The sequence below is a fragment of the Alkalihalobacillus sp. MEB130 genome (assembly GCF_032335535.1).
Lineage (GTDB): Bacteria > Bacillota > Bacilli > Bacillales > Bacillaceae_D > Halalkalibacter.
Window position 1 is genome coordinate 1 of the sequence record NZ_JAOANA010000045.1, and the last position, 11,320, is coordinate 11,320.

General features: G+C 38.1%; 11 protein-coding genes. 4 read left to right on the forward strand and 7 right to left on the reverse strand.

All coding sequences use genetic code 11. The features are described 5' to 3' along the window. Window positions 1-386 precede the first annotated feature (386 nt). A complete protein-coding gene (locus tag N0O92_RS23185) occupies window positions 387-1,067 on the forward strand; it encodes an excalibur calcium-binding domain-containing protein (protein WP_315617404.1) in 681 nt (226 codons plus the stop codon). A 96-nt stretch (window positions 1,068-1,163) separates the two neighbouring features. Here the strand turns inward: N0O92_RS23185 and N0O92_RS23190 are convergent, their stop codons facing one another. The 3 genes from N0O92_RS23190 to N0O92_RS23200 all read right to left on the reverse strand — a co-directional run bounded on the left by N0O92_RS23190 (window position 1,164) and on the right by N0O92_RS23200 (window position 2,996). Beyond that, on the reverse strand, window positions 1,164-2,021 hold the full coding sequence (locus N0O92_RS23190) for a hypothetical protein (RefSeq protein ID WP_315617406.1): 858 nt from the start codon (window positions 2,019-2,021) through the stop codon (window positions 1,164-1,166). 64 nt (window positions 2,022-2,085) lie between these two features. Then, window positions 2,086-2,577, reverse strand: a complete 492-nt coding sequence (locus N0O92_RS23195) for a competence protein ComK (RefSeq protein ID WP_315617408.1) — start codon at window positions 2,575-2,577, stop codon at window positions 2,086-2,088. 143 nt (window positions 2,578-2,720) lie between these two features. Further along, the gene (locus N0O92_RS23200) at window positions 2,721-2,996 is read right to left on the reverse strand and encodes a helix-turn-helix domain-containing protein (RefSeq protein WP_315617410.1); all 276 of its coding nucleotides are present in this window, start codon (window positions 2,994-2,996) and stop codon (window positions 2,721-2,723) included. Between the two features lie 1,155 nt (window positions 2,997-4,151). Here N0O92_RS23200 and N0O92_RS23205 point away from each other — a divergent pair. Further along, a complete protein-coding gene (locus N0O92_RS23205; RefSeq protein ID WP_315617412.1) occupies window positions 4,152-5,186 on the forward strand; it encodes a tetratricopeptide repeat protein in 1,035 nt (344 codons plus the stop codon). Between the two features lie 377 nt (window positions 5,187-5,563). Here N0O92_RS23205 and N0O92_RS23210 read toward each other — a convergent pair whose 3' ends face one another. The 4 genes from N0O92_RS23210 to N0O92_RS23225 all read right to left on the reverse strand — a co-directional run bounded on the left by N0O92_RS23210 (window position 5,564) and on the right by N0O92_RS23225 (window position 9,196). Beyond that, window positions 5,564-5,740: a Fur-regulated basic protein FbpA gene (locus tag N0O92_RS23210; RefSeq protein ID WP_315617414.1), complete on the reverse strand. Its 177-nt coding sequence runs from the start codon at window positions 5,738-5,740 to the stop codon at window positions 5,564-5,566. A 300-nt stretch (window positions 5,741-6,040) separates the two neighbouring features. Then, complete coding sequence (locus N0O92_RS23215; protein WP_315617416.1) at window positions 6,041-6,970, reverse strand: LCP family glycopolymer transferase; 930 nt, start codon at window positions 6,968-6,970, stop codon at window positions 6,041-6,043. A 4-nt stretch (window positions 6,971-6,974) separates the two neighbouring features. Next, a complete protein-coding gene (locus tag N0O92_RS23220; protein WP_315617418.1) occupies window positions 6,975-8,258 on the reverse strand; it encodes a glycosyltransferase family 2 protein in 1,284 nt (427 codons plus the stop codon). 389 nt (window positions 8,259-8,647) lie between these two features. Continuing rightward, entirely contained in the window at window positions 8,648-9,196 is a 549-nt protein-coding gene (locus tag N0O92_RS23225) for a CBO0543 family protein (RefSeq protein WP_315617420.1), read from the reverse strand. A 257-nt stretch (window positions 9,197-9,453) separates the two neighbouring features. On the opposite strand from N0O92_RS23225, the gene N0O92_RS23230 reads away from it, so the two are divergent. Next, window positions 9,454-9,618 carry a YwzD family small protein gene (locus tag N0O92_RS23230; RefSeq protein ID WP_315617422.1) on the forward strand — a complete coding sequence of 55 codons (165 nt, stop codon included), beginning with the start codon at window positions 9,454-9,456 and terminating at the stop codon, window positions 9,616-9,618. Between the two features lie 137 nt (window positions 9,619-9,755). After that, window positions 9,756-10,673, forward strand: coding sequence for a polysaccharide deacetylase family protein (locus N0O92_RS23235; RefSeq protein ID WP_315617424.1), 918 nt, complete (start codon window positions 9,756-9,758; stop codon window positions 10,671-10,673). The last annotated feature ends 647 nt before the right edge of the window (window positions 10,674-11,320 follow it).

Consider the following 11,320-nt stretch of genomic DNA (forward strand, 5'->3'; position numbering starts at 1 on the left):
CCTGAAGGTGTGCTCAATAATTATACAGAAGGTATAGCGGTAAACAGCTTGTCATTTGCTGGTACATTTCTTGTCACTAGGTGGTAAATAGAATGTCATTGGTGGTACATTTCACTGGCCGTAATCAGTCCCCGTTTTTCTTTTAATAGAAAAATGGCCAAAGAGTCTATGCTTCTCACTGCTGGTGAAGCTTTTTTCGGGACATCAGTAGGTGTGTATTACGTACGGATCATAGAGGAAGCATTAGTATGGTTCCAATTAGACGCCTGCCTGCTAAGATGCGAAAAATAACTAGTTTTGTCGAAAAGGTTGATAATAATAAACAAAATGTAATAATGTGAGATAATGTGACAAAACTAAAATAGTATCTAAAGGCGAGGGACGAGATGGAAGCGATTCTTTTAGTAGGATTATTAGCGTTAATGTATTCAGTTATTTATTTCTTTATTTTTCTTATTAAGAAGTTGCGAAACAAAGAGCATACTTTATCTAAAAAGAAGTTTTATCCTCTTTTGATAGGAGGACTCACTCTTTTTTTGATAGGAGTAACCTTCCTTGATACGGGTATACAAGCAAAATTAGAAGAAGAAGTACTAAAAAATGAACAATTAATGCAGCAATTACTTGATTTGCAAGAGAAATATGATGAATCCGCTCTTCACCTTGAAGAATTAAATGACCAGGTGCTAATCTATGAAACAGAAATAGAGGAAATGAAGAATGAAAATAAAGCTCTTGCTAAAGAGCATGTTTCATTTCAGCGCATTGTGAAGGAGCTTGAAAAAGATAATCAGGCTTACCTAGATGAGTTGACTGTACTAGGGTCTGAAAATAAACGATTATTGTCAGAAGTAAAAGAATTGAAAGAAAAACAATCAATCCAAGTAGCCAGTTTAAATCAAACGAGTTCAAGTTCTACCAATACCACAGCATCTACTAACAATTCGAATGTCTATTATAAGAATTGTACCGAAGCACGTGCAGCAGGGGCAGCCCCAATAAGACGCGGTGAGCCAGGATATGCCAAACATCTAGATCGTGATGGTGATGGTATTGGTTGTGAATGAGGGGGAGGCGGCTCCTCCTATAATATCGTGAAATTAAACAGATTTTCGGAAGCATGGGAACTGTTCACTATTCTTATGCTTCCGAAAAATGAAACGTTATGGTCCCTGTATGGCTATAACTGTTTCTACATCAAACCGATCCAACCAACTTACAAACCCCCGCTGTTCACTCGATAACCTAACCCCCATCGGCAACATCGCGACAAGTACCCCATAAAAATACTGCATAAAACCCGTCTTAATCTGCTTCCGTTTATGCCTATAAACAGTTTGCTTAAAAGCTTGAATAATAATATCTGAAAACTCATCAATCGGCTGATCATAGTTTCTTGCATTATAGGCAATCTTCGCTCGATCCCAAAGAGCACAAATGTCCCTAGCGCTAGGAAAGAATGGTTTCACTGCTTTTACGAATTGAGTTGGAATATTGGACGGTGCATAAGTGTAATCAAGCGAGTCTAGCGTTTCTTTACGTAGATCTTTTTCTTTTATTTTTTTAGATTTAAGAGATATAGATTCAGGAACTGTTTTTGTCGCTAGAGGGCTTGATGTAACTGGTGTTTGAGGGATTACTCGTTGCGTCAGTTTTTCTGATTTCGATACGTCAAAGTGGTTGAAGACATAGACATTATGAGATTTCCCACCTTTTTTACGGATGGTTTTATAAGTGGTAAACAGTCCGAGGATCATGCCCTTTTTCAGCATTCGTTCAAACGTTGTGCGAGAAATTCCTTTGTTTTTGGCGTGTGTGGCTTGGACTAATTTGCATATTTTTGCATTGCAGACTCCTGGTATTTTGACACTATATTGAATGAGTGTGAGAAGACCGATGTGCTCTCCTTTTGTAAAAGCTTGTCTGTGTGTGTTTAGAAAGATTTTGTTAGAGTCGTTGAATTCTTTTGCTGATTTGAACTTACTTAGATGTGCATATTGATTAATGTGACCTGATTGCATAGTAGTGCCTCCTTGGGTTATGAGCCTGCCAGTAGCTATGACAGGCTTTTTAGGTGATGGGGTTTTATTCGAATTGGGAAGAACGGATTTTATAGTGGGAGAAGCGAACGATGCAGTAAGATGTGCGTTGTAGCTGTTTTTCGAGTGTGTGATAGGAAATATCGAGTTCTAGTTGCTTGTGATGTTGAAATGTGATGATCGATTTGGAATGGCTTTTAGGATGATGCTTAATGGAGCGGATATGGTGATAGAAGATCCAGCAACATTCGTGGAGTTTAGGGGAGTGAGTGGGGAAGGCATAAATGTGCTCGTTAGGATCAATTGGCATCGGAATTTTGCTTTGAATACCTGTTTTGTGGATAACAGCGGCTTTGCGACCATCGAAGTCGGCTCCTCCTTCGAGGCATCCTGCTCTGATGAGTTGTATGGGGGTCTTCTTTATGTAGTAGATTCGGTTTCGTTCCCATACGATGGAATAGTAGTCTGTGTGATTGGCTGGGAAAATGGCAGTTGTGTCGCGGTTGATTTCGTAGTGAGGGAGAATGGTTTTGGGCATGGCGAGGCTCCTTTTTGGGGGGATTTATTTGTTTATAAATGGGGAATGATCAGTTTTGTTCATATTTAGGGGGCTTTCTTGAAGTTTAAAGCTTGAGATGTATGAACACGGATTAGCAATCTTAAACAGTTAGTGATAGGATGCTAATCCGATATGTATGTTGGCATTGAAGGATAGACTTTTTCAAAGGCTTCAGCTGTTAGTTCATTAGGGTTAGTGAGTTTTAGACCTTTGGCTATTTTTGCTTGCGTGTAAGGAGTCATGCTTGCAGTACCACGTTCGATGTTTCCTAAATGGGTGAGGCTAACATTAGAAGCACCTGCTAAGTCTTCCCGAGAAAGGCCTTTTTTCTGTCTGATCGAACGGACGTATTTCCCAATATGGCTGTTTAGTTGTTTCTTATGTGGATCAGTCGCCATATGTTTTCTCCCTTTTTGTCATAATTATGCAATCGATAAAAGAGAGACACCATACACTATAGTGGCTGTTGGGGGATTTTTTTAGAGAGAAGTCCTTCTTTCTGCGAATTACATCTTAAGTCGTGCCTGTCACCACCCGAAGATTGTTATATTTTGTCGAAGGTTGTTAGTCTAGTAGGGTAAGAGAGTGTGATAATATAGAGTTGCAACTAAATATTGTAAGGGTGGTTGGTTGTTACGCTTCTTTCCGATGTAGGAGAGGAGGTGATAATCATGGAAACATTTCTTGAATTTTTTAGAGAAGTTCTGAAAGGCTTGTGCGTGAAATAAGCGCATATACTTTTCGGAAGAATGTACTAGAGAACAAGAAAACCACCCCTCGCCGTAGGAAGCAGGGTGGTTCTCAAGACAAACGTTAAACTATTGACAACCACCACCCTGACGGTAGAGGTTGCAGAAGTGTAAGCGCACTTCTCTTTTCAATTATATGTCTATTATACAACAAAAAGAAGTAACCGCCCGTCGCCTCCAAACGTTGGGTAGTTACTTCTCTTCGAAAACTATCTAAATAAAAGGTCAGCCGCTCTTCATGCGGCATGTAGTTGTGTTGACCGGATGTTGTCGTACTCGTTGGGTTGATCTTACTTTCATTATACATGATTAGGACTTGACTTTCATAATATTTTTAAATTTTACAAAAGAAGAATAGGGTTCTTTTTCTTCAAATAAATTGTTACTTGGCTTCATCATTGCTTCTAATTAAAAGTGGGTTGTGATATATTGGTGAAAAATTATGCTTTCCTCTCATTCCTACTCATTAGGCACCTTCCTTTTACCACAACTTTTGCTCTTCGCTCTCTTTATTACGAACTATAAAATTCCCATTCAATTTTTCAAAGCTCCAAAAAAATTGAAATAACTATTTTATTACTACTTGGAGGGAAACCTATATCCGAAAAAAAGTACCAAGCATTGGTTTAAAAAGCTTGGAAGGATACCTTGTTTAGCTGCAACACAGAAAAAAGCCGATCTGAGCACCTAAATATTCTTTGTCAGCGGATCATTCGGTTTGTCCCCTGTAAGAACAATCCTTATGCTTTCCAGACATGCTATAATTATTAAGCATCAGTAATATTAATAGAAAGGTTGACAAGGATGGCAACTACTTTACAAATTAACCCCTTATTGATACACCAATTATTAGATCAAGAAACGCTACATGAGCCCGGTTCGCCGACAGCGGGTAAATTACCAGGAAACTATGTAAAAACAGTTCTAAAAAATAAAAACACACTCACGCCGATTATAGAGAAAAACAACCATATGCTAACTTGTAAAACCTGTGGCAAAAAAGGAAAATATGATGTCGGAATGTTAGTTGTGAATGTTGATAAGAAAACAAAAACAGATAATATATCAGATAACATTCAAATGACAGGATATTTTCGATGCAAGCATTGTAATAGTGCAGGGAATTGGGAGTTGCCAAATAGTATCCTTATGCAATCTATGGTAAGTGTTCTTCCATATGATAATGGATTGGCAAAACAAAGTATGGTTGGAAAAAACCTTTTATTTGATGGTAGCTGGCATCGATACACAACGGATGCAGAGGACTATTTACTAGATAAATTGAAGGGAAATCCTCAAGATTCCTATGTTTGGAATCGACTTGGAAATTTATATCACAAGGGAAATCGGCCGGATTTAGCAGTGAGTGTATTTGAACATTCGATCTCACTCGACCAGGGTCAAGCCGAATCTCATTTTACAATTGGAAGTATGTTATCTCAAATAAGCGATTTGCCAAATGCAGGCTATCATTTCCGTCAAATGCTTCTTGTTGCGGAAAAGTACAAAAAGATGCCAGCAGAAGACTTAAGAGAAATGTTAGCTAATGGGCTTTGGCTATTATTTATGATGCATGACCATACAAATGGTGAAGTCCCTTTTGCACCTACAGCGGATGAGATACAAGGATCTGGACGAGGAGAAGTACCAGTAGATTTTGCAGAGATGGAGCTGGAGATTTTTCCGGAAGATGTAGAATCCTTTTTTCCATTAGCCGAAATGTATATGGGAACCCGAGCTAAGGAGATTCCAATTAGAAAGAGAACGTTTAAATTGACAACATCAACAACCTCTTTTAGGAAAAAGAAAAAGAGGGTTAAAAAGAAGAAAAAGAAATAGCGGGACAAGGGCGGGACAAGGGGACAGGTCCCTTGTCCCTTGAAATAAACGTTGACATACGTAGATCTTTATCTCTTGTTTCTTTAGATTTTATGGACTCAGGAACGTATTCTGTGACTTGAGCACTTGATTTAGTGGATGTTTGAGCTTCTGGGTGGTAATGAAGGATTACTATTGCAGTGTTAATAAAAGGACTTAAAAGGTGGGTAACCCTCTATTTATACAGAGACTTATCCACCTTTTGCTAGATATACACAGACAGAAAGAAAGGATTATGGGTATTAGCATAGATATCCACATCTTGGTTCGAGAAATCTGTACCGTAAGTGCCTAAATCCTTCTAAAATATGAAAAAGAGCGTGTTTAGATCAAGCCGTCTAAACACGCTCCTTTAATGATGATTTTCTCTTATTTAAGGATACGTACAATTGTTCAATATCTGTAAGGGTTAGTTCAAATAAGTGCTTGTCTTCACTTTTGTAAATTCCTATGTTAATAAGTTTTTTAATCAGTTTCTCTTTACGAGCTTGTACTTGTTTTCGTAATTCTCCCATTGCTTTCAGCTCCTCTACCTACTCGAGCAGCTCCAATTTCATTTCAGTCTGCTCGATTTCTTTCTCTTTGTAACGTAAAAACAAGGATCAACTGTATTATAGCCAACAATTGGCACGTCAAAACTGATTTTTCATATGTTACAGGATTTTACAAACTGAGTAAGGAACGGACGTCATTTGTTAGAGAATTTTTGTCAGTATTCTTTATTTCTTCGATAAAAGTTTATAATTGGTTGCCCCCTTAATAGGAAAAGACACCCATGCTAAACCGTAGCATAGGCGTCCTTTGAAGTGAAACTCTTACTCATTCAACTCTAAATGTTCCTTCAGTATCTCGGAAAGCTCCTGTACTTTCTCTTCATCAGGTATATAATAGTACACTTCATCCATCTCTCCGTCTTCCCCCGCAATTTCGTGCTCTTCTATTGTGTTAAGGGCATCTCTGTAATTAGATTGAATCGACCAGATTTCTCCTAGACTGAGATTCGTTCGAATGTTGTTCTCTACAACGCTCAATATCTCTTCTATTCTCGTAATCGAGGAGAAGCTCATTCCTTTATCAACTAATTCTTGAATGATTTGACGCTGACGCTCTTGACGTCCGAAGTCTCCGCGTGGGTCATCTAGACGCATACGCGCAAATTTCCAAGCATCTTCTCCATTTAACTGAAGGGGTCCTTCTTCAAAGTCCTTTCCTTCAAATCTAAAATCAAACTCATTTTCTACTTCCACACCGCCAACGGCATCGACCATTCCTTTGAACCCTTTCATATCAATCCTTACAAAGTAATCGACTGGGACATCAAGGAAGTTCTCTACTGTGCGTATCGTCATTTCGGTACCACCGAATGCATAGGAGTGATTAATTTTATCTTTTTTGTCGTATCCAACAAGTTCTGTATATGTATCACGAGGAATACTTACCATTTGGGTAGAATTTTTCTCTGGATTGATCGTCACATAGACGAGGGTATCGGAACGGTGGTAGAAATCACCCGCTTCTCTATTAGGCTCATCAATTCCCATTAATAACATAGAAAAGGGATCACCTTCGTCAAAGTTTATGGACGCGAGACGGTTTTCGGCTTCTTGACGTTCGATATTTTCCTGAATGTTCATAAATGTAGAGGTTACTAGATTCCATGCGTAGCTTCCTGCAGCTACCATCACGACACCAAATACGGTCATCATAATGAGCACTATTTTTTTCCATTTAATTTTCTTCTTCATATTCTCACCTAATCTTCTCGTTTGTCGCAGCTACCTGAGAAACTGGATCCATCTCATACTTTCTACCGGTACGCGAGACTTTTTTCCAATCTCTATTAAAGAAATAGGCGACACTGCCATACATGACAAAATACATGATGATAAAGCGGTGAATAAACACATCGTAAAGGATGGTTTTAAATAGGCGGAACCAGTCACCTTTTTCAAACGTAAATCCATGACGCTTCACCAATCTGAGTGCCAACAAATTATAAATAAAGTTAAATAAGTAAATATAGGATAAATACACAATAATGAATCCTATATAAATAAATTCGACGTTTAAGAAGGCATTAGCAATAAAAAATCCTACTGTAAAATAGGCAGCCAAAATACCAACAAAGAACGATTCAAAAATGTAGAAAAATGAAACAGCTTTTGTTATAAATGTTTTTCCAAAGAAGGAGCGGAAATGGACGAGGCAATCGACATAGGCCTTTTGCCAGCGAATCCGCTGCTTAAATAAATCTCTCCATGTTTCAGGTAATTCGGTATAACTAATAGCATCCAAGATTAACAGGATTTTTTTGTTTTTCTGTTTTGCTATATAGCGGTGGATCTTTAGTGTAATATCAATGTCTTCTCCGACAGAGGAGCGGTAGCCACCGACATCGATGAGTACTTGTTTGGTGAAAATACCAAAGGCACCGGATATGATGGCTAAGGCCTGGAAACGGGCCAGAGATAATTTCGTCACATAAAATGCTTTTAAGAACTCAAGCATTTGTACACGAATGAGCATATTCGTTCCAGCCAATGATAGCTTCTTTAACGGGTTTGACGTCTTCGTTTGTAATACGTGAATCATTCCGCCTGCAGCAACAACATTGGGATCAGTAAATTTTTCGTTTACGACGGTCAAAGAGGAAGAAGTTAAGATCGTATCAGCATCCAATGTGACGACTAACTCTTTTCCTGCATACTCAATCCCTGCATTTAACGCATCAGCTTTTCCTCCATTTACTTTATTAACTACGTATAGATTTGGATAAAGAGCAGATTGATAAACTCCCTCCACTTCCTCGTGAGACAATTTACCAAGCGGCGCTTTCCAGCTTTGCTTTAAATGTAAATGAAGGTGCAAAAGTTCAAAGGTTTCATCCGCTGAACCATCATTGACATAGATCACTTCAAAATTGGTGTAATCTAAGGACCTCATACTATGAACGGATGTTTCAATAATTCCTGCTTCATTATAGCAAGGAACCAAAATACTAACTCCCTTTTCCGTCTTCGGGTTATGTTTCACGAGCTCATCCTCTTCACGAAACCAAGGCAAGCAATGAAACAAATGAAGAATAGGGAAAAAGAGACACATGCAAAAAAAGATTAATAGAAATAGTTCCAATGATCAAACTCCTTTCCAAAAAAAAACCTTCTACCATCATTCACCATAAAACGAGCTTTTTCAAGGTAGTTTGAAAGAAAGCATTCTATCGAACTAGATATGGGAATGTGAAAGATTCACACTTTTTCATAAAGTGATTCGGAGTGCCTAACGAATGTGTGAAATCCGTGGGGGCGGGGGTGTAGGTACCTTGTCCCTAAAAAAATTTAGCCGGAAATTATCCTCTGTTAGTTAGCAGCCAGTCAATGTTCTATCTCATGAAATGAGGAAAAGGGGACGAGGTACTGTCCCTATGTTTCAACTTTTTCAAATTTATCTCTTTGCACTAGGAAATGAGCAATCAAGTAAATGATAAATAAAATGATGAAAGAGTAAAAAACATTCCATTTAACTGGATGGTAAATCCCAATAAACCTAAGGAAAGGTAAGCCTATAAAGCTCAAAAGAGAAGAGAAGATCACGGATTTTAAAAATGGATTAGCATCAGGTTTATATTGCAAAAAGAACATCACCACTACAGGTATGACAACTATACTCCAAGGTAAGTAGTTAACGGTTAAAGGGAATACTTCATAATGATAATGGAAAAGACCAAGATTATGACCAAGTATGTCAAGAATAGATGCAGATATCATAACGAAGAAACCTGAATATAAGAGTCGATCCGTGCTAGGTTTTTTCCTGAATTTCAACCAAAGAAAAATGGAGAGTAACAATACTATTACACCGAACCACCACTGCCAAGTAAAAAGGGAGTGCTCTAACCAAATTTGAATTTTTTCATTTTTTAATTGAGTTTCTTTAGAAAAATAATCATCGAAAACTTGAGATTTGTTCATAAACGTTCCCTTCATTCTTTTTTTTAGTTTTTACTAAATAAACGATTCTTATGAGGGATTTGATAAAATATTTGTGTGATAAAAAGTGACGATCGTAACTAGATCCTCTAAAAAACCCCGCTACTTTACACTACTTCTAGTGTAAGAACATGGTTCTAAATAAAACCGAATAATGGTGTAAAAATGACGAGAATTACGTGATTGACTTGAAAGGACTATCGAAAGAATGTAGGCTTTTTTCAGGTGGTGAGAGGAAAATGACTACGGTGAACGAAGCACAAAAGCTATCACAACAACAGCTAGTAAAAATCTTAGAGCATACATATAAAAAAGGGTCGGAATCTCCTAATCTAAGTTCACAACAATTAATCGAGGAGATCGCTCAATTGCTAAAGCCGTATGTTAAGCCGGAAATCACGTGATTTTTCGTGATTAGTTATATATATTCATATAAAAAAATGGGGGAAACTTGAGGATGCCTGAATAAAGCAATGCTTGGACTTTTCCATATTCATTGTTATTCATACGTTCTCTCCCAGAAAACGAATAAGGGGAACTCATGCTTAAAAAAGTAACTGTTTTTATGACAATTAGTTTTATGTTTCTTCCTTTGTTTCACAAACCTGTGCTGGCTGAGACTTACATCGTTCAATCAGGGGATACGCTTGCTGACATTTCTGGAAAGTATGGCATATCAGAAGAGGAAATTGTGAACCATAACAGGTTGCTATCCACGATACTTGAGCCTGGCCAACATGTAGAAATTCCCTATACTTTTACTAGGGAAGTCCTTTTACCTAAATTATTACTAGAACCTAAAATCATTAGAGATCTTCAATGGTTGTATTTTGAACAAAGGATGAATGAACCAAACAAGATGATTTATATGGGGGATTCTAGTAGGAAACAAATTGCTCTTACGTTTGACGACGGTCCAGAGAAGACCTATACTCCGCAAATTTTAGAAATTTTGAGGGACAAAGAGGTGAAGGCTACCTTTTTTGTCGTAGGTAAGATGGCTAAGGAGTATCCTGAACAGCTAAAACAAATGTATGAAGAAGGACATGTTATCGGGAATCATACTTGGGATCATCCATATATAACCGAGCTCACGGATGAACAGTTGATCGAAAATGTACAGTCAACGAACGAAGAAATTGAGAAAATCACAGGATTCAAACCCAATTTATTCCGACCACCATTTGGTGAAATGGAAGATCGACAGGCAGGACTGCTTCACCAACAAGGCTACCGGACCATCATGTGGACCGCCGATACAAAGGATTGGAGTGGAGTGCCTGCTGAGAAAATTGTGTCAACCGTGAAGCAAGAGGCTAGACCTGGAGTGATCGTCCTTCAACATAACTACCATGTAGAGGGCGAGTTTGATACGGTTCAGGCATTGCCGGAAATCATTGACGATTTAAAGGCGGAGGGGTATGAGTTTGTTACCGTTCCGACTTTGTTGGGAGAGTAGAGGAACGTGGATATAATAATGACACCTAGTAACACAAATCGGCGTTTTTGATAGTACACATGTAGCTGTTAATGTAAGTAAATAGGAACTTGAATGAACTACACCTCTAATTGTTGGTTTCTCTAATAATTTGGGTGTAGTTCAAGCTTGTCCCAATGACTCACTATCAAACAGGTCCAACCAACTAACAAACCCTCTTTGATCCCCAGACAAACGAATCCCCATCGGCAACATCACGGTTAGCATCCCAAATACTGCGTAAAACTCGTCTTAATTTGCTTCGCTTATGATTTCAGGAAACAAAGGCGAGATATGATTCCTGAAATTTAGGTGGAGTGAGTTTTCGGGAAACATAAGGAAGATATGATTCCTGAAATTCTGGTGAAGTGAGTTTTCGGGAAACATAAGGGAGATATGATTCCTGAAATTCTGGTGGAGTGAGTTTTCGGGAATCATAAGGGAGATATGATTCCTGAAATTTTGGTGGAGTGAGTTTTTCGGGAAACATAAGGGAGTTATGATGTAAATGTCAAGCTAACGATGTACATTTTTGATCATTTAAGAATGTACAAAATTAATCATCATCTTTTTCTAAGTGGTCTTTAATTCTGTATGATGGACCAATAATGTTAACGACTGTTGCATGA

What these genes read in the sequence shown, in the direction of transcription:
- N0O92_RS23200 (WP_315617410.1), bottom strand. Translation starts at nt 2,996, where the DNA reads ATGGCGACTGATCCACATAAGAAACAACTAAACAGCCATATTGGGAAA.
- N0O92_RS23235 (WP_315617424.1), top strand. Translation starts at nt 9,756, where the DNA reads ATGCTTAAAAAAGTAACTGTTTTTATGACAATTAGTTTTATGTTTCTT.
- N0O92_RS23230 (WP_315617422.1), top strand. Translation starts at nt 9,454, where the DNA reads ATGACTACGGTGAACGAAGCACAAAAGCTATCACAACAACAGCTAGTA.
- N0O92_RS23225 (WP_315617420.1), bottom strand. Translation starts at nt 9,196, where the DNA reads ATGAACAAATCTCAAGTTTTCGATGATTATTTTTCTAAAGAAACTCAA.
- N0O92_RS23210 (WP_315617414.1), bottom strand. Translation starts at nt 5,740, where the DNA reads ATGGGAGAATTACGAAAACAAGTACAAGCTCGTAAAGAGAAACTGATT.
- N0O92_RS23205 (WP_315617412.1), top strand. Translation starts at nt 4,152, where the DNA reads ATGGCAACTACTTTACAAATTAACCCCTTATTGATACACCAATTATTA.
- N0O92_RS23215 (WP_315617416.1), bottom strand. Translation starts at nt 6,970, where the DNA reads ATGAAGAAGAAAATTAAATGGAAAAAAATAGTGCTCATTATGATGACC.
- N0O92_RS23185 (WP_315617404.1), top strand. Translation starts at nt 387, where the DNA reads ATGGAAGCGATTCTTTTAGTAGGATTATTAGCGTTAATGTATTCAGTT.
- N0O92_RS23195 (WP_315617408.1), bottom strand. Translation starts at nt 2,577, where the DNA reads ATGCCCAAAACCATTCTCCCTCACTACGAAATCAACCGCGACACAACT.
- N0O92_RS23190 (WP_315617406.1), bottom strand. Translation starts at nt 2,021, where the DNA reads ATGCAATCAGGTCACATTAATCAATATGCACATCTAAGTAAGTTCAAA.